Raw genomic sequence first — 18,942 nt, forward strand, 5'->3', positions numbered from 1 at the left:
CCACCGCGGCGCGCCGCCGACCTCACAGCTGCGGGCGGACGCCCGGCTCGCCGGCCACGCCCGACGGCTCGACGGCGGCCCGCCCGGGACCCCGGCGCCCCAGCGGCAGCACGGTGCGGCCGTGGGACCCCTCGAGCTCGAGGGCCAGCGCCGCGTAGACCGCCAGGACGCCGAGCGCGAGCCCCACCCAGCCGGCGGCCGTCTGCCAGGCCGGCGAGCCGGTGAGGTGGTACCCGCCGGTGACGGCGAACCGGATCCCGGCCAGTCCCATCACCGCGGCCGGCACCAGCTTCGCCGTCGCGGAGAGGGCGGAGACCTCCATGGCGACGCCGGCCGCCAGCAGGAGGACACCCAGGCCGGCGCTGGTCGCGCCCGGCGGTGACGTCCACGTGGTCAGGCCGACGACGGCCCACGTGCCGGCGAGCACACCCATCCCGGTGGCGGCGACCGGGTCGCGGGCGGTGAACCCGACGACCGAGGCGAGCAGCTGCAGCGGGACCGTGGCGACGAGCGCGGTGAGAGCGGCGACCCGTCCCTCGGTCGGCGGGATCCAGCCGAGCTGGACGGCGGCGAACACGGTGGTCGCCAGTGCCAGGGCGAGGAAGCCCAGGGGCAGCGGCGTCGCGACCGGCCGGAGGACGACGTGGGTCCCGGGCCGGGTCATCCCGTCACCAGGATCTGCGTCGCGGACTCCTTGATCCGGCTGTTGGCCCACGTGGCCTGGCGGAGGGTCTGCGGGTGGCAGCGCTGCGCGAGCCCGAGCAGGTCGGTGTCCTCGAGCCCCTGTGCCGCCTGCGCCACCATCTCCCAGTCGACCGAGACGCCCACCGCGTGGATGTGGAGGCTGCGCAGGTCGCGCAGCAGGAGCAGCGCGGGTGCCGAACGCCGGCCGAACCTGTCGCTGACCGCCTCGTAGAGCCGCGCGACCAGCCGCGGCTCACCGGCGGGCTCGGGGTCGAGCTCCACGCCGTACCGGGCCCCGAAGGGGGCCAGCCGTCGCACGTGGTCCTGCGACCAGCGGGCCAGGTCGCGGCCGAGGTGGAACACCTCGTGGTCGACCTTGTGCCGCTCGGCGACGGCCAGCAGCTGGTGCGCCAGGGAGTTCTCCGAGCGGTGCAGCTCCTCGAGTGCCAGGCCGAGGTTCACCGCCGGCCTCCCTCGTCCGCCAGGGTCTCCTGGACCTCGGCGGCCCGCCCGCCCCGGGTCGGCGGGAGGGAGCCGCGCGCCGGGGCCGAGCCGGTGGTGGTGGGTGCCGAGGACCGCCCGCGCCGCGACCAGCGGACCCTGCGCACCCGGGCGGCCGCGGTCTTGAAGATCGGCTGCTTGGAGGCGGCGTCCCAGTCGGTGAGCGTGAGCTCGTTGGCGGCCCGGCGCCGGCGTCCGCGTCCCGGGACGTCCCAGTAGCCGTAGTGGAAGGGCAGGAAGACGACGCCGTCGCGGATGCCGCTGATCCGCAACCGGGCCCGCACCCGTCCGCGCGCCGTGGCGATCTCGAGCAGGTCGCCCTCCCGGGCGCGCAGCCGGCCGGCGTCGCCCACCGACATCTCCACCCACACCTCGGGGGCCGCGGCCTGCAGCTGCGGCGCCCGGCCGGTCTTCGTGCGGGTGTGGAACTGGTAGAGGGTGCGGCCGGTGATGAGCGCGAACGGGAAGTCGGCCGAGGTCGGCTCGTGCGGCGGGACGTACTCCGCCGCCTTGACCACCGCCTTGCCCGAGGGGTTCATCGACCGGTACTGGTCGGGGTCGAGCGGGGCCCCGGTGAGCAGGTCCCGGCCGTAGCTCTCGCAGTACTCGGGATCGCTGTAGAACCGCCCGCCGGTGTAGAGCCGCTCGGTGCCGTCGGGGGCCTCGTCGGTGCACGGCCACTGGATGCCGCTGCCGCCGCGCAGCTTGTCGTAGGTGATGCCGGTGTAGTCACACGGCCGTCCCCGGCTGCACTCCTTCCACGCCTCGAAGGCGCCCTCGGGGTCGGACCACTTCACCAGCGGGGCACCGTCCCTGTCCTGCAGCCCGAGCCGGTGGGCGAAGTCGATGAGGACGTCCATGTCCGGCCGGGCCTCACCGGGCGGGTCGACCGCCTTCTCCGTCAGGTGCACGGTGCGGTCGGCGTTGGTGAAGGTGCCGGTCTTCTCCCCCCAGGTGGCCGCGGGCAGGACGACGTCGGCCAGCTGCGCGGTCTCGGTGAGGAAGATGTCCTGCACCACGAGGAACAGCCGGTCCTGGGACAGGATCGACCGGATGCGGGCCAGCTCCGGCAGGGACACCGCCGGGTTGGTGCAGATGACCCAGAACATCCGGATCGAGCCCTCTTCGAGGTACCGCAGCTGCTGCATGACGTGCGTCGGCGGCGCGTAGTGCGGGATGTGGGCCGGGTCGACGTTCCAGATGCGGGCCAGTTCCTCGATGTGGGCGTCGTTGGACCAGTTGCGGAACGCGGGCAGGTCGCCGTCGGCCCCGGCCTCGCGGGTGTTCTCCGCCGTGGGCTGGCCGTTCATCTGCAGGATGCCGCAGCCCGGCCGGCCGAGCATGCCGCGGACCAGGTGCACGTTGTTGACCTGCACGGCGGCCGCGGTGGCCTGGTGGGACTGGTAGAAGCCCTGCAGCACCGTGGACAACAGCCGCTCGGCGGTCCCGATGACCCGGGCGGCCTCGCGGATCCGGTCGGCGGGGACGTCGCAGATCCCGGCGACGACGTCGGGCGGGTACTCGGCGACGCGCTCGGCCAGCTCGTCAAAGCCGACCACGTGGGCGTCGAGGTAGTCCCGGTCGATCCAGCCGTTGGTCACGATCTCGTGCAGCAGCCCGTTCATGAGGGCGACGTTGGTCCCCGGGCGCGGGGCCAGGTGGACGGCCGCCGCCCGCGCCACCGGGGTCGTGCGGGGGTCGACGCAGACCACCTGGGGCGGGTTCGGGCCGGCCAGCCGGTCGAGGACCCGGGTCCAGGTGACGACCTGCGTCTCGGCCATGTTGTGCCCGTACAGGACGATCACGTCGGCGGAGTCGATGTCGGCATAGGAGCCGGGCTGGCCGTCGCAGGCGAAGGACTCCTTGAGCGCCGCGGCCGCCGTCGCGGTGCACAGCCGGGTGTTGCCGTCGACGTGGATCGTCCCGATGCCGCCGTGCGCGATGAGCCCGAGCGTGTAGTAGTCCTCGAGGAAGAGCTGCCCGGTGTTGTAGAAGCCGATGCTGCCGGGGCCCCGCTCGTCGAGCAGCTCCCGGGTCCGCCGGACGACGAGGTCCATGGCGGTGTCCCAGTCGGTCTCCACCAGCCGGCCGTCCCTGCGGACCAGCGGCCGGGTGAGCCGCTCTCGGGAGGTGTTGGCCTGCCAGCCGAAGAGGTCCTTGGGGTCCAGCCGGCCGCGGTTGACCCGGTCGACGGCCCGGCCGCGGACGCCGACGATCGCACCGTCCTTGACCGCGATGTCCATGGCGTCCCCATTCGAGTGCAGGATCGACGCCGCCTGCACCCAGCGGTCGACGTCGTCCTCGGTCACCCCGTCGGCCAGGTGCTGGTCGACCCGCACCGGCCACGTCTGCCCCGGCCCGTACGGCGTGCGGGTCCCCCACGGCTCGGCGATCCGGTCGGTGCGTGGCATGCCTGGTCCCCTCGTCGGGTCGGTCCCCGGCTCCTGCTCGGCCGCTGTCCTCCTGGGGTGATCACCCGACGGTTGCCCCGCGAAACGGCCCGGCGTTCGGACGGCGCCCGGCGGGGTACCGCGATCCCGTCGCGTCACCACGGGCACGGGAGTCCCGGGACCCGGCGCAGCCGGCCGGGCACCGAGCGCTGACCGCGCCGGCGGAGAGGAGCACCCGTGACCGTCGACGTCGCCCCGGGCACCGTCGTCGTCTACACCGACGTCGTCTGCGCCTGGTCCACCGTCGCACTGCAGCGCTTCTACGCCGCGCGGTCCCGGCTGGGCCTCGACGACCGCGTGCGCGTCGACCACCGGCTGTACCTGCTCGAGGACGTCAACTCCTTCGCCATCCCCATGCGGATGCTGCAGGCGGAGATCCCCGTCGTCGGCCCGCTCGAGCCCGACCTCGGCATCGCGCCCTGGCAGGGCGAGCCGTCGGACTGGCCGGTGACCGCGCTGCCGGCCGACGAGGCCGTGCACGCGGCCGAGGAGCAGTCCGCCGCGGCCGCCGAGCAACTGGACATGGCGCTGCGGCTGGCGTTCTTCCGCGACAGCCGGTGCATCAGCATGCTCCACGAGGTGGTCGGCGTGGCCCGCGGCTGCGACCGGGTGGACGCCGACGCGGTGGCCGCGGCGCTGGAGGACGGGCGGGCCCGCGGCGCCATGATGGCCGACTACCGGGCGCACGCCGACGAGGTCCAGGGCAGCCCGCACTTCTTCCTGGCCGACGGCTCCGACGTGCACAACCCGGGCATCGGGCTGCACTGGGCCGACGCCGGGTACCCGGTGGTCGACACCGACGACCCCGGCGTCTACGCGGACCTCGTGCGGCGCGCCGCCGACGCCGCCTCCTGACCGGGTACGCCGGGACGGCACCCGCCGTCCCGGTCCGACCGACCGAACGGAGACCGACGTGACCCTCGCCGACCGGATGCTCGCCGCCCACCCCGCCGACCTCGGCGGCATCGACCGCGAGCGGCTCGTCGCCTGCATCGAGGCCTGCGTCGAGTGCGCCCAGGCCTGCACCGCCTGCGCCGACGCCTGCCTGTCCGAGGAGATGGTCGCCGACCTCCGGACGTGCATCCGCACCGACCTCGACTGCGCCGACGTCTGCGAGGCCACCGGCCGGGTGCTGTCCCGGCACACCGGCTACGACGCCGACCTGACCCGGGCGGTGCTCGAGGCCTGCGCCGCGGCGTGCCGGGCGTGCGGCGACGAGTGCGCCGCCCACGCGGAGGTGCACGAGCACTGCCGGATCTGCGCCGAGGCCTGCCGGCGCTGCGAGCAGGCCTGCTGCGACCTGGTCGCCACGCTGGGCTGACCCGGGCGGGGGCGCATGGCAGCCTGTGCCCCCATGGTCAACGTCCTCTCGATCCAGTCGCACGTCGCCTACGGGCACGTGGGCAACTCCTCGGCCGTCTTCCCGCTGCAGCGCCTCGGCGTCGAGGTGTGGCCGGTGCACACCGTCCAGTTCTCCAACCACACCGGCTACGGGGCCTGGACCGGGCGGGTCTTCGACGGGCAGGCCGTCGAGGAGGTCGTCGACGGGATCGCCGACCGCGGCGTGCTCGGCACCGCCGACGCCGTCCTGTCGGGTTACCTGGGCTCGGCCGACATCGGCCACGCCGTCGTCGGCACCGTGGGGCGGGTGCGGGCGGCCAACCCCGACGCCGTCTACTGCTGCGACCCGGTGATCGGCGACGTCGGGCGGGGCGTGTTCGTCCGGCCGGGCATCGAGGAGCTCATGCGCGAGGTCGCCGTCCCCGCCGCCGACCTGGTGACGCCCAACCACTACGAGCTCGACCTGCTCTCCCAGATGACGACGCGGTCGCTGGCCTCGGTGAAGGACGCCGTCGCCGCGGTGCAGGAGCTGGGGCCGCGGGTGGTCATGACCACCTCGCTGGTCGCCGAGGACACCCCCGACGACGCCGTCGACCTGCTCGCCTCCGAGGGCGGCCGGCACTTCCGCGTGCGCACCCCGCGCCTGTCGGTGTCGGTCAACGGCGCCGGCGACGCGATCGCCGCACTGTTCCTCGCGCACTGGCTCGGCACCCGCTCGGCCGGCGAGGCGCTGTCGCGGGCCGCGGCCAGCGTGTGGGGCCTGCTGCGCCGCACCGAGGAGGCCGGGTCGCGGGAGATCCTGCTGGTCGCGGCGCAGGACGAGTTCGTCTCCCCCTCGCGGAGCTTCCCCGTCGACGAGGTGTGACGAAGCGCCCTCCTGCCCCGGTCAGCAGGGGCGGCCCCCGGCGCGCAGCATGGTCCGGGTGGAACTGTTCCGGACGAAGTCGGTGGAGGCCGTCCGCGCGGACGCGGGCGACGGCGGGACGCACGCCGGGGCGGGGCACGGGCGGCTGCGCAAGCGGCTGTCGGCCCGTCACCTGGTCGGCTTCGGCATCGGGATCGTCATCGGGACCGGCATCTTCACGCTGACCGGCGTGACGGCGAAGAACAACGCGGGACCGGCGGTGGTGGTGTCCTTCGCGATCGCCGGGCTGGTCGCGCTGCTCGCCGCTCTCTGCTACGCCGAGCTCGCGTCGTCGGTGCCGACGGCGGGCAGCGCCTACACCTACGCCTACGCGACCGCCGGCGAGGTGGTGGCGTGGATCATCGGCTGGGACCTGTTCCTGGAGTTCGCGCTCGGCGCGGCCGTCGTCGCGCGCGGCTGGTCGGGCTACGTGGGCAACCTGCTCGACCTGCCGCCGTCGATGTTCGGCGAGACCTCGACGGTGAACGTGGGCGCGGCCGGGATCGTCCTGCTGCTCACCGCCGTGGCGGTGCTCGGCATCCGGGAGTCGGCCCGGGTCACCGGCGCGCTGGTGGTGGTCAAGGTCGCCGTGTGCGTGTTCGTCGCCCTGGCCGGCATGTGGTTCGTCCGCGGGGACAACCTCACGCCCTTCGTCCCGCCCGCGGAGCCGGCCGAGGGCGGCAGCGGGCTGTCCCGCCCGCTCCTCGAGGTCGTCGCCGGGCTGGAGCCGGTCGCCTTCGGCATGGGCGGGGTGCTCACCGCCGCCGCGGTGGTGTTCTTCGCCTACACCGGCTTCGAGGCGGTGGCCAACCTCTCCGAGGAGACCCGGCGACCGGCCCGCGACGTGCCGCTGGGCCTGCTGGGCACGCTGGGGCTGGCCACCGCGCTCTACGTCGGCGTCGCGTTCGTCCTGGTCGGGATGGTCGAGTACGGCAGCATCGACGAGGGCGCCCCGATCGCCGACGCCTTCGACCAGGTCGGGCTGGGCTGGGCGGCGTCCCTGGTGGCGATCGCGGCGGTCGCCGGCCTGACCTCGGTGATCCTGGTCGACCTGATCACCATCGGCCGGATCGGCTTCGCCATGGGCCGCGACGGCCTGCTGCCCCCGGCGGTCGCCCGGGTCAGCCCGCGCACCGGCGTCCCCGCGCGGATCACGCTGCTGTTCGCCGCGCTCGTGCTGGTGCTGGCCACGTTCGTGCCGCTGGGCACGCTGGCCGACCTGGTGAGCATCGGCACCCTGTTCGCGTTCCTGCTGGTGTCGCTCGCGGTGGTGGTGCTGCGGCGCACCCGGCCCGAGCTCGAGCGCCCGTTCCGCGTGCCGCTGGCCCCCGCGCTGCCGCTGGTGGCCGCGGCGGCCTGCCTCTACCTGATGTTCATGCTGAGCATCGAGACGTGGCTGCGCTTCCTGGCCTGGCTCGCGCTCGGCGGGCTGGTCTACGCCGTGTACGGCTACCGGCACTCCCGCGTCCGCCGGGAGGCGCGGGTGCAGTCGCGGGTGCGCTGAGTCGGGTCAGTCGCCGGCGCGCTCCTCGACGGAGGCGAGCAGCTCGCGCAGCAGGTCGTCGAGCCGCCGCACCGCGGCCGGTGACATCCCCTCCAGCAGGCGCTGCTGCTCGGCCAGCCCGGCGCCGACCGCCTCGTCGACCAGCGCCCGGCCGGAGTCGGTGAGCCGCACGAGCAGCGCCCGCCGGTCGGCCGGGTCCGGGGTGCGCACCAGGTGGCCGGCCTTCTCCAGCCGGTCCAGCCGGCTGGTCATCCCGCCGCTGCTGAGCATGAGCGCCCCGGTCAGCCGGCCGGGCGAGAGTCCCTCGGGGCCGCCGGCCCGGCGCAGCGTCGCCAGGACGTCGAAGTCCGCCCGGGTGATGCCGAACCGCGCGTAGCAGCGCTCCTGGGCGTCCCCCACCAGCCGGGCGGTGCGGTAGACGCGGCCGAACACGGCCATCGCCGTGGTGTCGAGCTCGGGTCGCTCCCGCGCCCACTGCGCCACGATCTCGTCGACGCCGTCCCGATCGGTCACCTCTCGATCCTGCCACCCACTCGCTTGACGGATACTCGGTCCTGAGTATCTTGGCATCGAGATTCATTGGAGCGAGGGAGTTGGTCGTGGTCACCACCGTCTCCGCACCACCGGCCGCTCCCCCCGTCGCCGCCGCCGCGCCGGCCCGTCGCCGCGTCCGCGCGGTCTGGGCGCTGACCGCGCTCACCGCGGTCGCGCCGGTCACCTGGGGGACCACCTACGTCGTCACCACCGAGTGGCTGCCGCCCGACCGGCCGCTGCTCGCCGCGACCGTGCGGGCGCTGCCCGCCGGCCTGCTGCTCGTCGCGGCCGGCCGCGTGCTCCCCCGCGGCGCCTGGTGGTGGAAGGCGGCGGTGCTGGGCACGCTCAACATCGGCGCGTTCTTCGCGCTGCTGTTCGTCGCCGCCTACCGCCTGCCCGGCGGGGTGGCCGCGGTGCTCGGCGCCGTGCAGCCCCTCGTGGTGGCGCTGCTGGCCCTGCCGCTGCTGGGCCGGCCGCTGCGGGCCCGCACGTTCGCCCTCGGCGCGGCCGGCGTGGCCGGGGTCGCGCTCGTCGTGCTCACCGACGCAGCGAGGCTCGACCCCCTCGGCGTCGTCGCCGGGCTGGTGGCCACCGTCTGCATGGGGACCGGGGTGGTGCTGACCAAGCGGTGGGGCCGGCCGGTCCCGGTGCTGGCCTTCACCGGCTGGCAGCTGGCCGCCGGCGGGGCGCTGCTGCTGCCGCTGGCCCTCGCCGTCGAGGGACTGCCGGCGACCGTCAGCGCCGGCCAGGTGGGCGGCTTCCTGTACCTGGCCGTGGTCAACACCGCGCTGGCCTACGTGCTGTGGCTGCGCGGGATCGGCCTGCTGCCCGCCGACCGGGTGAGCTTCCTCGGCCTGCTCTCCCCGGTCGTGGCCGCGGCCGTCGGCTGGGTGCTGCTCGGGCAGTCGCTCGGGCCGCTGCAGCTGGCCGGTGTGGTCCTGGCGCTGGGCAGCGTCCTCCTCGCCCAGCGCGGCGGCTGACGGCCGCACCCGAGCAGACTCCCCGGCGTGGACCTCAACTCCGACCTCGGCGAGGGCTTCGGGCGGTGGACCCTCGGCGACGACGACGCCCTGCTCGACGTGGTCACCAGCGCCAACGTCGCCTGCGGCTTCCACGCCGGCGACCCGGTGATCCTGCGCCGGGTGTGCGACCGGGCCGCGGCGATCGGCGTCGCGATCGGCGCCCAGGTCGGCTACCGCGACCTCGCCGGGTTCGGCCGAAGGTTCGTCGACGTCGAGCCCGACGCGCTCACCCAGGACGTGCTCTACCAGGTGGGCGCGCTCGAGGCCTTCGCCCGGGTGGCCGGCACCCGGGTCCGCTACGTCAAGCCGCACGGCGCGTTGTACAACGCGATCGTCGCCCACGAGGAGCAGGCCGCGGCCGTGGTGCGCGCCGTCGTCGAGTACGACCGGACGCTGCCGGTGCTGGGCCTGCCCGGGTCGGCGTGGCTGCGGCTGGCCGCCGACGCCGGGCTGACCGTGGTGGCCGAGGCGTTCGCCGACCGCGCCTACACGCCCGAGGGCACGCTGGTGTCGCGGCGACTGCTCGGGGCGGTGCTGCACGACCCCGGCGAGATCGCCCGCCGCTGCGTGGCCATGGCCACCGGGGAACCGATCACCGACGTCGAGGGCGGCCCGCTGCGGCTGGCCCCGCAGTCGATCTGCGTGCACGGCGACACCCCCGGCGCCGTCGAGGTCGCCCGCCGCGTGCGGGCGGCGCTGGCCGGGGCCGGGGTCGAGCTCGCCCCCTTCGCGCCGTGATGCGGGTGCTGCCCAGCGGCTCCACCGCGCTGCTGGTGGAGCTGGACGGCCTCGACGAGGTGCTCGGCCTGTACGCGGCGCTGGAGGAGGACCGCCCGGCCGGCGTCGTCGACCTGGTCCCGGCCGCGCGCACGGTGCTGGTGGTCACCGACCCCGCGGTCACCACGCCCGAGGCCGTCGAGGCGGCGGTGCGGCGGACCCGTCCCCGGCCGGGGCGCGGACCCGCCGGCGAGCTGGTGGAACTCCCGGTCGTCTACGACGGCGCGGACCTCGGCGACGTCGCCGCGCACCTGGGCGTGGACCCCGGCGAGGTGGTGCGGCGGCACACCGGCACCGACTGGACCGTCGCCTTCTCCGGCTTCGCACCGGGCTTCGGCTACCTGACGCCGGCCGACGGCGGCTGGGACCTGCCGCGCCGCGCGTCCCCGCGCACCCGGGTGCCGGCCGGGTCGGTGGCGCTGGCCGGCGGGTTCACCGGCGTCTACCCGCGCGAGTCGCCGGGCGGGTGGCAGCTGGTCGGGCGCACCGACGTCGCCGTGTTCGACCTGGCCCGCGACCCGGCCGCGCTGCTGCGGCCCGGCGTGCGGGTGCGGTTCGTGCCGTGCTGACCGTCCTCGCCCCCGGGCCGCTCACCACGGTGCAGGACCGCGGGCGCCCGGGGCTGGCCGGCATCGGGGTGGGCCGGTCGGGCGCGGCCGACCGGGCGGCGGCCGCGCTGGCCAACCGGCTGGTGGGCAACGACGCAGGGGCCGCCGTCCTCGAGGCCACGCTCGGCGGGCTGGCACTGCGGGCCGACGCCGACCTGCTGGTCGCCACCACCGGCGCCCGCTGCCCGGGGTCCCCGGCGCACGACGCGCCGGCCCTGCTGCGCGCCGGGAGGACGCTGACGCTGGGCGCGCCGGCCACCGGGCTGCGGACCTACCTCGCCGTCCGCGGCGGGATCGCCGTCGAGCCGGTGCTCGGCTCGCGGTCCACCGACCTGCTGTCCGGCCTGGGACCGGCACCCCTGCGCGCCGGGGACCGCCTGCCGGTCGGGGAGCCCACCGGCCCGCCGCCCGGGGTCGACGTCGCGCCGGTGCCCGACCCGCCCGGCGGGGAGGTGACCGTGCGGCTGCTGCCCGGCCCCCGCGGCGACTGGTTCACCGAGGATGCGCTGGCCACCCTGGGCACCGCGGCGTGGACGGTCACCGCCGAGAGCAACCGCATCGGCCTGCGGCTGGACGGCCCCCCGCTGGCGCGCCGGGTGCCCGGCGAGCTGCCCAGCGAGGGGCTGGTCCGCGGCGCGCTGCAGGTGCCGCCGGCGGGCACGCCGGTGCTCTTCCTCGCCGACGCGCCGGTCACCGGCGGCTACCCGGTGGCCGGCTACGTCGCCGACGACGACGTCGACCGCTGCGCGCAGCTGCGGCCCGGGCAGACCCTCCGGCTGCGCCGCTGACCCGTGCACGTCCGCGGACGTGCCCGGCTGGGTCCGGGCACGTCCGCGGAAGTGCCCGGGACCTCAGAAGGGGTACGTCGGCAGGTCCCCGCGCACGGTGACCCACTGGGTCTCGGTGAACGCCTCGATGTTGGCCTGCGGGCCGCCGTGCCGGGAGCCGGTGCCCGAGGCGCCGACGCCGCCGAAGGGCGCCACCGCCTCGTCGTTGACCGTCTGGTCGTTGACGTGCACCAGCCCGCTGGGGATGCGCTCGGCGAGCTCGAGCCCGGCGGAGACGTCGCGGGTGAGGATGCCGAGGCTCAGCCCGTACTCGGTGTCCGAGGCCAGCTCGACGACCTCGTCGAGGCTGGCGAACGGCGTCACCGGCGCGACCGGGCCGAAGATCTCCTCCGCGTAGGCCGGGTGGTCGACCGCGACGCCGCCGAGGACGGTCGGCCGGTAGAACAGCCCCTCGTAGGTGCCGCCGGTGCGCACGGTGGCGCCGCGATCGACGCTGGCGGTGACCAGCCCGTGCACGCGGTCGCGCTGGCCGGCGTCGATGAGCGGACCGAGGGCCACCTCCTCGCGGTACGGGTCGCCGACCGGCAGCTTCTCGACCTTCTCGGTGAGCACGGCGGTGTACTCCTCGGCGATCGACTCGTGCACCAGGTGCCGGCTGGTGGCCATGCAGATCTGCCCCTGGTGGGCGAACGTCCCCCAGGCGCCGACGCCCGCCGCCGCGGTGACGTCGACGTCGGGCAGCACGATCAGCGCGGAGTTGCCGCCGAGCTCGAGGTGCGCGCGCTTGAGGTGCTGCCCGGCCAGCGCGCCGACGGCGCGGCCGGCGCTCGTCGAGCCGGTGAAGGCGATGACCCGCACCTGGGGTGCGGTCACCAGCGCCTCGCCGACGTCGGCCCCGCCGGGCAGCACCTGCAGCACGCCGGCCGGCAGCCCGGCCTCCTCGAAGACCCGGGCGAACAGCACGCCACCGGAGATCGCGGTGCGCGGGTCGGGCTTGAGGACGACGGCGTTGCCGAGCGCGAGCGCCGGGGCCACGGCCCGGATGGCGAGGATGGTCGGCACGTTGAACGGCGCGATGACCCCGACGACGCCGGCCGGCAGGCGGCGGGCGAAGGACAGCCGCGGCGCGCCGGTGCGCAGCAGCTCGCCGTAGGGGTGGCTGGGCAGCGCCGAGGCCTCGTAGCACTCCTGGGCGCTGGTGTGGACCTGGAAGTCGCCGAACGGCGGGATCGCGCCGGACTCCCGCGCCAGCCAGCCCCGGATCTCCTCGGCGGCGTCCTCGAGCACCTGCCCGGCGCGGCGCAGGACGCGGGCCCGCTCCTCGAACGGCACGGCGGCCCACCCCCGCTGGGCCCGTGCCGCCCGCTCGGCCGCGGCGTGGACGTCCTCCGGGGTCGCCCGGCCGACCGGCGCGATGACGTCACCGGTGGCCGGCTCCACCGCGTCGTAGGTGCCGCCGGACCCGTCGGTCCAGGCCCCGGTCCAGACCCTGCCCTGCCACGCGCCGTCGTCCAGGAGTGCCACGTCGGTCCTCTCGTCGGTGGTCCTGCTCCGATCCTCACCGAGGTGCGGCGCGCCCGCTGTGCAGGGGCCGACCCGGCGCCCGGACCGCGAGATCGGCGGTCTCGTGGCCATGAGCGGCTGATGGCCGCGAGACCGCCGATCTCGGTGCCGACAGCGCCGCACGGCCCACGGCCGGGCGCGACCGGGGACTGCCGGGGTGTGACGACGCGCCGGGCGGTCCGGACACGCGCCGCCGGTCGACCCGGAGCACGCGATCGGGGCCCGGGCCGTCCCTACCGTCGGAGGCCGTGAGGGATCCACGGTCGTACTGGGACGGCGTCCGCGGGCGGCTGCTCGTCGCGGTCCTCGTCGGCCTCGGCGCCGCCGGCCTGCTGTTCCTGCTGGACGACGACCTCACCGCGGTGGTCCTGGTCGGCGTCGTGACGCTGCTCAGCGTCGCCCTGGTGCCCACCCCGGAGGAGCGGGCGCGGCGGGCCTGAGCCGGCTCAGCCGGCGCGCATCTCCTCGAGCACGGTCCCGGCGACCTTGAACGCGTGGTTGGCCGCCGGCGCCCCCGCGTAGACGGCGGCGTGCTGGACCACCTCGGCGATCTCGGCCTCGGTCAGCCCGTTGCGCACCGCCGCGCGGACGTGCAGCGCGAACTCGTCCCAGTGCCGCAGCGCGATGCAGATCGACAGCGTCGCGACGCTCCGCTCCCGCCGCCCGAGCCCCGGCCGCTGCCAGACGTCGCCCCAGGCCACCCGGGTGATGAAGTCCTGGAACCCCGCGGTGAACGGCGTCGTGCCGGCCACCGCGCGGTCCACCCACGCGTCCCCCAGCACCTCGCGCCGGGTGCGCATCCCCGCCTCGCGGCGGGCGTCGTCCGAGTCGAGGGGCGCGTCGCTCACGCGTGCCGCCCCGCGGCGTCGAGGTGGGCCAGCAGCGCGCCGGTGACCTCGAGCGGCTGCTCCAGGTTGGGCAGGTGCGCCCCGGGGTCGACCGTCAGCAGGGCCGACCCGGCGATCCCGTCCGCGATCGCCTGCTGGTGCGGCGGCGGCAGCGCGGGGTCCTGCGCGCCCGACACGACCAGCGTCGGCGCGGTGATCCGGGCGAGGTCCTCCCGGCCGTCGAAGGAGCCGACCGCCTCGCAGCAGGCCGCGTACCCCTCGTCGTCGGCGCCGGTGATCATCGCCTCCAGCCGCGCCACCAGGTCGGGGTGCTGCGCGGCGTACCCGGGCGTGAGCCAGCGGCCGACGATCGTCGGCGCCAGCGGTGCGGTGCCACCCGTGCGCGCCTGCACCGCCCGGTCGAGGAACCCCTGCGGGTCGGGCGCCGCCGACGTGCACAGCAGCGCCAGCCGGTCCACCCGCGACGGCTCGCGGGCGGCCAGCCGCATCGCCGTCATCCCGCCCAGCGACAGGCCGGCCACGTGCGCCCGCCGCACGCCGAGCCGGTCGAGCAGCGCGACGACGTCGTCGGCCAGGTCGTCGACCGTGTACGGCCCGGCCGGCGCCGGCGACTCCCCGTGCCCCCGGGCGTCGTAGGTGACCACCCGGTAGCGCTCGGCCAGCGCCGGCACCTGCGGGTCCCACATCCCGCGGGTGGCGCCCAGCGAGTTGGACAGGACGACGACCGGCGCGTCGGCCGGCCCGTCCACGGTGTAGCTGACCTCGACCGCGCTCACGGCGCTCCCTCCACCAGCCTCTCGTGCTCGGCCAGCGCCGCGTCCACCTGGGCGCCGGCCTCCCCCGCGTCCGGCGCGGCCGCGGCGAGCACCGCGGCGGCGTCGACGTCGTCGCGCGCGGCCACCACCTCGGCCAGCGGCCGGCCCGACGCGTGTGCCTCGCGGGTCGCCGCGGCCGCCGCGTCGTGCGCCGCGCCGCGTCCCAGCGCCGGCGCGAGGGCCTCGGCCAGCGCACCGGCCAGCGGCCCCTCGCCCGCCGCGGCCACGGTCGCGGCCATCCGGTCGACGTCGGGCCGCAGCCCGCGCAGGCCCTCCGCCAGCCACGACGCCGCCGAGCCGACCGTGACCAGCAGGTCGGTGAGCGTGGGCCACTCGCTGTGCCAGGCACCGGCCGCCCGCTCGTGCTCCTGCTCCATCGCGCCGAGCAGCGTGGCCACCAGCCCCGGCGCCCGCCGCGCGCACGCCCGCGCCGAGATCGCCGCCACCGGGTTGCGCTTGTGCGGCATGGCGGAGGACCCGCCGCGCCCCTCGCCGGCCTCGGTGACCTCCGCGACCTCCGACTGGGCCAGCAGCACCACGTCGACGGCGACGGTGGCCACCACCCCCGCGGTCGCGCCGAGCGCCCCGGCGAGGTCGGCCACCGGCAGCCGCACGGTCGACCACGGCACCGCCGGCGCCACCAGCCCGAGCGCGCCGGCCAGCGCCTCCCGCAGCACCACCCCGGCACCCGACGACGCCGCGAGCGTGCCCACCGCGCCGCCGTACTGCACCGGCAGCGTGGCCACCACCTCGGCCAGCCGCAGCCGCGCGCCGTCGAGCCCGGCCAGCCACGTCGCCGCCTTGAGCCCGAAGGTGGTCGGCAGCGCCTGCTGCATCAGCGTCCGGCCCATGACGGGGTCGTCGCGGTGCGCGCGGGCCAGCTCGGCGCACCGGCCGGCCGCGGCGGCGAGGTCGGCGTCGACCGCCGCGACCGCCGACCGGGCCAGCAGCACCAGGGCCGTGTCGACGACGTCCTGGCTGGTCGCGCCCACGTGCACGGCGACCGCGTCGCGCTCGCCCACCGCGTCCTGCAGCGCGCGCACCAGCGGCGGCACCGGGTTGCCGGCGTCGGCCGCGCGGGCGACGACGCCGGCGAGGTCGAGCCGCGACGGGTCGGCGCAGGCCGCGGCCACCGCGTCGGCCGCGGTCGCCGGCACCAGGCCCACCGACGCCGCGGCCCGGGCCAGCGCCGCCTCCACCTCCAGCAGCGCGCGGATCCAGGCGTCGTCGGAGACGGCCGTCGCCGCACCGCCGCGGGCAAAGGTGCCGGCGAACAGACCCGTCACGACGTCCTCCCCACCGGCCGTCGTGCTCAGACGGCGAAGAAGACCGTCTCGCGGTCCCCCTGCAGGTGCACGTCGAAGCGGTACCCGTCGTCGGTCGGGGTGGCCAGCAGCGTCGCCCGCCGGTCCTCCGGCAGTGACCGCAGGACGGCGTCCTCGGCGTTGGCCGCTTCCTCGTCGGCGAAGTAGACGCGGGTGACCACCCGGTCGAGCAGGCCGCGGGCGAACACCGAGACGTCGACGTGCGGCGCCTGCAGCCCGCCCTCGCCGTCGGGCACCCGGCCGGGCTTGAGCGTGCAGACGGCGTACTCGCCGTCGGGCACGGTCTGCACGCGGCCGAACCCGGTGAAGCCGGGGCGGGCGACCGCGCCCCGCGGGTCGTCGGGGTGGTCGAACCGGCCGTCGGGGTCGGCCTGCCAGGTCTCGATCATCGCGTCGGGGACGACGTCGCCGTCGCCGTCGAACACCGTCCCGCGGATCCAGATCGCGCCCTCGGTGCCGGGCGGGACGACGAACTCGCCGCCCTCCCAGGTCAGCCCGATCGCCAGGTACGGGCCGACGGTGGCGCTGGGCGTGAGAGGGAGGCGGCTCACGCGACGTCCCCGTCGTCCTCGGTCTCGAACGGCGTCCGGTCGGCGCCGCGCAGCACGACGTCCCACTCGAAGGCCAGCGCCCAGTGGTCCACCGTGCGCGAGTGGTCGTACCGGCTGACCGCCGCCGGCCGGGCCGCCTCGGGGATGGCGTTGTAGATCGGGTCCTGGGAGAACAGCGGGTCGTCGGGGAAGTACATCTGCGTCACCAGGCGCTGGGTGAAGGCCCGGCCGAACAGCGAGAAGTGGATGTGGGCCGGCCGCCAGGCGTTGTCGTGGTTGCGCCAGGGATAGGCGCCGGGCTTGACGGTGAGGAACTCGTAGCGGCCCTCGGCGTCGGTCACGACCCGGCCGAGGCCGTCGAAGTGCGGGTCCAGCGGCGCGGGCCAGGTGTCGACGACGTGCCGGTAGCGGCCGGCCGCGTTGGCCTGCCAGACCTCCACCAGGGTGTCGGGCACCGGCCGGCCGTCGCTGTCGAGCACGCGGCCGTGGACGACGATCCGCTGACCCACGGCCTCGCCGCCGGCGCGCCGGGTGAGGTCGGCGTCCTCGGGGCGCACGCGGTCCTCGCCGAGCAGCGGGCCGGTCACCTCGGTCAGCCGCTGCGGCAGGTCGACCGGGGTCCGCAGCGGCGCGCGCAGCGCGGTGCTGCGGTACCCGGGGAAGCCCACCGGGGTGCGCGCCGCGGCGTCCGCGCGCAGGTAGCGGGGCAGGTGCAGCCCCGGTGGCGTCACCTCGGGTGTGGTCCGGGTCATGCCGGGAACGTACGTCCGGGCGGGAGCCGTCCCAAGCGCCCGGTTCCGCTGGGAGGAAGTCCGGGTGCGGTCAGCGGCCGGCCGCGGCGCCGGCGAGCTCGGCCAGGTGGGCGTGCACCAGCGTCACCGCCAGCGCACCCTCCCCCACCGCCGAGGCGACCCGCTTGACCGATCCCTGGCGCACGTCGCCGGCCGCGAAGACACCCGGCGTGCTGGTCTCCAGCAGGGCCGGCGGCCGCTCCAGCGGCCACGCCGGCGAGGCGTCCTCGGTGGTGAGCGAGGAGCCGGTGAGCAGGAAGCCCCAGCGGTTGCGGGCCAGGGTGCCGGCGAGCCAGTCGGTGCGCGGCTCGCTGCCGATCATCACGAACAGCATCCCCGCCTCCTCGGTCTCGGCGCCGGTGTCGAGGTCGCGCAGCACCACCGACTCCAGGACGTCGCTGCCGCTCCCGCCGACCACCTGCACCCGGTACCGGATCTCGACCCGCGGCAGCGCCACCAGCTCGCGGATGAGGTAGTCCGACATCGTCTCGGTCAGCGACGCCCGGCGGACCAGCAGGGTCACCTTCTCGGCGTACCGCGAGAGGTACACCGCCGCCTGCCCGGCCGAGTTGCCGCCGCCGACGACGAAGACGTGCCGGCCGGCCATCGCCGGGGCCTCGCTGACCGCCGCCCCGTAGAAGACGCCGCGGCCGGTGAACGACTCCAGCTCCGGCACGCCGATCCGACGCCAGGCCGCGCCGGTGGCCACCACCACGGTCCGCGCCTGCACCGTGGACCCGTCGTTGAGGGTGAGCCGGTGCACGCCGCCCTCGGTGGTCAGCGCCGTGGCGGTGCGCATGAAGGAGAACGTCGTGCCGAACGCCCACGCCTGCAGGTAGGCGGAGAACGCCAGCCGGCTGCCGCTGACGCCGGTGGGGAACCCGAGGTAGTTGCGGATCAGCGAGCTGGTGCCGGCCTGCCCGCCGACCGCCTCGCACTCCAGGTGCAGGGTGTCGAGCCCCTCGGACGCGGCGTAGACGCTGGCGCCGAGACCCGCGGGCCCGGCACCGACGATGGCGACGTCGTGGACGGCCTCGGTGTCCAGCGGGTCGAACAGGCCGAACGCCTCGGCCACCTCCAGGTCGGTCGGGGCCTCGAGCACGGTGTGCTCGGGCCGGAAGCGGACGACGACCACCGGCAGCCGGGGCTGCTCGAGCTCCAGGTCGGCGAGCATCGCGCGGCCCTCGGGGGAGCCCGCCTCGTAGACGCCGATCGGGATGCGGTTGCGGGTCATCTGGTCGCGCAGGTGCTGCGCGTGGGGGTCCCACTGGTCCCCGATGATCCGCACCGCCTCGAACCCGCCGCCCCGCCGCGAGGACCACTCGTCGAGGATCTCGGTGACCGAGCGGTGGAACTCCTCGTCGGCGCGTCCCTGCGGCGCGTAGACCCAGCGGTCGAGCTGGCCCACGGTGATCGCCTCGAATATGGGCCGGGCGGTCTCGAAGGCCCCCCACCGCACCAGCGCCACCGCCACCGCGCCGGGGTACCGGCCGTGGCAGGCGCGCAGCACGTCGAGCCCGTCGGGGTCGGCGTCCCCGAGCCCGCCCAGCAGCACGGCCACCGGCGGGTCGCCCGCGGCGCGCATGGCCGCCTCCGCCTCGGCCGGGTCGGCGCCGGACACGATCCGGTAGTCGCTGCCGTAGCGGCGCTCCAGCTCCCGGGTGGTGGCGGTGCGCACGCCGGCGTCCCGGGTGACGACGACCAGCGCGGCGCCGGGGTCGTGGGCGGTCACGACGGCGCCCCGTCGCGGACCGGGAGGAGCCGGGAGGGACCGGGCTGGGCAGGGGCACGGGTCACGGTGGTCTCCGAGTGCGCGTCCCCCGTGCTGTCGTCGGCCGCCGGTATGCAACCACCCAGGCCGGGGCCCTGTCACCGGGTTCCGGGACGCCCGTGACGGGACGGCGGGCCGTCCCTAGACTCGCGGCGTCGGCAGACT

At 76.2% G+C, this 18,942-nt stretch carries 20 protein-coding genes; 9 read left to right on the top strand and 11 right to left on the bottom strand.

Translation table 11 applies throughout. The annotated features are described in order from the left end of the window. Nucleotides 1-22: 22 nt before the first annotated feature. From ACI79O_RS00740 to ACI79O_RS00750, 3 genes are read right to left on the bottom strand one after another with little or no spacing between them, the layout of a single operon-like run. A complete protein-coding gene (locus tag ACI79O_RS00740) occupies nt 23-664 on the bottom strand; it encodes a hypothetical protein (RefSeq protein ID WP_456913103.1) in 642 nt (213 codons plus the stop codon). Further along, a complete protein-coding gene (locus tag ACI79O_RS00745; protein WP_456913104.1) occupies nt 661-1,146 on the bottom strand; it encodes a hypothetical protein in 486 nt (161 codons plus the stop codon). The genes ACI79O_RS00740 and ACI79O_RS00745 overlap by 4 nt, the downstream gene beginning before the upstream one ends. Next, a complete protein-coding gene (locus ACI79O_RS00750) occupies nt 1,143-3,596 on the bottom strand; it encodes a molybdopterin oxidoreductase family protein (RefSeq protein WP_456913105.1) in 2,454 nt (817 codons plus the stop codon). Before ACI79O_RS00750 ends, ACI79O_RS00745 begins: the two co-directional genes overlap by 4 nt. A 216-nt stretch (nt 3,597-3,812) precedes the next feature. Here ACI79O_RS00750 and ACI79O_RS00755 point away from each other — a divergent pair, with 216 nt between their 5' ends. From ACI79O_RS00755 to ACI79O_RS00770, 4 genes are read left to right on the top strand one after another with little or no spacing between them, the layout of a single operon-like run. Then, complete coding sequence (locus tag ACI79O_RS00755) at nt 3,813-4,490, top strand: DsbA family oxidoreductase (RefSeq protein ID WP_456913106.1); 678 nt, start codon at nt 3,813-3,815, stop codon at nt 4,488-4,490. 58 nt (nt 4,491-4,548) lie between these two features. Then, complete coding sequence (locus tag ACI79O_RS00760; protein WP_456913107.1) at nt 4,549-4,956, top strand: four-helix bundle copper-binding protein; 408 nt, start codon at nt 4,549-4,551, stop codon at nt 4,954-4,956. A 33-nt stretch (nt 4,957-4,989) separates the two neighbouring features. Further along, entirely contained in the window at nt 4,990-5,841 is an 852-nt protein-coding gene (gene pdxY / locus ACI79O_RS00765) for a pyridoxal kinase PdxY (RefSeq protein WP_456913108.1), read from the top strand. 49 nt (nt 5,842-5,890) lie between these two features. After that, nucleotides 5,891-7,384: an APC family permease gene (locus ACI79O_RS00770; protein WP_456913109.1), complete on the top strand. Its 1,494-nt coding sequence runs from the start codon at nt 5,891-5,893 to the stop codon at nt 7,382-7,384. A gap of 6 nt (nt 7,385-7,390) precedes the next feature. Here the strand turns inward: ACI79O_RS00770 and ACI79O_RS00775 are convergent, their stop codons facing one another. Further along, nucleotides 7,391-7,897: a MarR family winged helix-turn-helix transcriptional regulator gene (locus tag ACI79O_RS00775; RefSeq protein WP_456913110.1), complete on the bottom strand. Its 507-nt coding sequence runs from the start codon at nt 7,895-7,897 to the stop codon at nt 7,391-7,393. An 86-nt stretch (nt 7,898-7,983) separates the two neighbouring features. Between ACI79O_RS00775 and ACI79O_RS00780 the strand changes: the two genes are divergently transcribed. The 4 genes from ACI79O_RS00780 to ACI79O_RS00795 are packed head-to-tail and all read left to right on the top strand — an operon-like array spanning nt 7,984 to nt 11,113. Continuing rightward, entirely contained in the window at nt 7,984-8,898 is a 915-nt protein-coding gene (locus ACI79O_RS00780; RefSeq protein ID WP_456913111.1) for an EamA family transporter, read from the top strand. 27 nt (nt 8,899-8,925) lie between these two features. Further along, nucleotides 8,926-9,678, top strand: coding sequence for a LamB/YcsF family protein (locus tag ACI79O_RS00785; protein ID WP_456913112.1), 753 nt, complete (start codon nt 8,926-8,928; stop codon nt 9,676-9,678). After that, entirely contained in the window at nt 9,678-10,286 is a 609-nt protein-coding gene (locus tag ACI79O_RS00790; protein ID WP_456886248.1) for a 5-oxoprolinase subunit B family protein, read from the top strand. The genes ACI79O_RS00785 and ACI79O_RS00790 overlap by 1 nt, the downstream gene beginning before the upstream one ends. Continuing rightward, the gene (locus tag ACI79O_RS00795; RefSeq protein WP_456913113.1) at nt 10,280-11,113 is read left to right on the top strand and encodes a 5-oxoprolinase subunit C family protein; all 834 of its coding nucleotides are present in this window, start codon (nt 10,280-10,282) and stop codon (nt 11,111-11,113) included. Before ACI79O_RS00790 ends, ACI79O_RS00795 begins: the two co-directional genes overlap by 7 nt. 63 nt (nt 11,114-11,176) lie before the next feature. On the opposite strand, the gene ACI79O_RS00800 is transcribed toward ACI79O_RS00795, so the two are convergent. Then, entirely contained in the window at nt 11,177-12,637 is a 1,461-nt protein-coding gene (locus ACI79O_RS00800) for a benzaldehyde dehydrogenase (RefSeq protein WP_456913114.1), read from the bottom strand. Nucleotides 12,638-12,924: 287 nt separating this feature from the next. On the opposite strand from ACI79O_RS00800, the gene ACI79O_RS00805 reads away from it, so the two are divergent. Further along, nucleotides 12,925-13,116: a hypothetical protein gene (locus ACI79O_RS00805; protein WP_456885936.1), complete on the top strand. Its 192-nt coding sequence runs from the start codon at nt 12,925-12,927 to the stop codon at nt 13,114-13,116. Between the two features lie 6 nt (nt 13,117-13,122). Here the strand turns inward: ACI79O_RS00805 and pcaC are convergent, their stop codons facing one another. The 6 genes from pcaC to ACI79O_RS00835 form a co-directional block, all read right to left on the bottom strand. After that, the gene (gene pcaC / locus ACI79O_RS00810) at nt 13,123-13,524 is read right to left on the bottom strand and encodes a 4-carboxymuconolactone decarboxylase (RefSeq protein WP_456885938.1); all 402 of its coding nucleotides are present in this window, start codon (nt 13,522-13,524) and stop codon (nt 13,123-13,125) included. Then, entirely contained in the window at nt 13,521-14,300 is a 780-nt protein-coding gene (gene pcaD, locus ACI79O_RS00815; RefSeq protein ID WP_456913115.1) for a 3-oxoadipate enol-lactonase, read from the bottom strand. The genes pcaC and pcaD overlap by 4 nt, the downstream gene beginning before the upstream one ends. Beyond that, complete coding sequence (pcaB, locus tag ACI79O_RS00820; protein WP_456913116.1) at nt 14,297-15,625, bottom strand: 3-carboxy-cis,cis-muconate cycloisomerase; 1,329 nt, start codon at nt 15,623-15,625, stop codon at nt 14,297-14,299. Before pcaB ends, pcaD begins: the two co-directional genes overlap by 4 nt. 26 nt (nt 15,626-15,651) lie before the next feature. After that, complete coding sequence (pcaG, locus tag ACI79O_RS00825; RefSeq protein WP_456885945.1) at nt 15,652-16,215, bottom strand: protocatechuate 3,4-dioxygenase subunit alpha; 564 nt, start codon at nt 16,213-16,215, stop codon at nt 15,652-15,654. Continuing rightward, nucleotides 16,212-16,967 carry a protocatechuate 3,4-dioxygenase subunit beta gene (gene pcaH / locus ACI79O_RS00830; protein WP_456885947.1) on the bottom strand — a complete coding sequence of 252 codons (756 nt, stop codon included), beginning with the start codon at nt 16,965-16,967 and terminating at the stop codon, nt 16,212-16,214. Before pcaH ends, pcaG begins: the two co-directional genes overlap by 4 nt. Nucleotides 16,968-17,037: 70 nt before the next feature. Beyond that, nucleotides 17,038-18,738 carry an FAD-dependent oxidoreductase gene (locus ACI79O_RS00835; RefSeq protein WP_456885949.1) on the bottom strand — a complete coding sequence of 567 codons (1,701 nt, stop codon included), beginning with the start codon at nt 18,736-18,738 and terminating at the stop codon, nt 17,038-17,040. Nucleotides 18,739-18,942: the final 204 nt, after the last annotated feature.

This window comes from Geodermatophilus sp. SYSU D00696, from assembly GCF_054050235.1.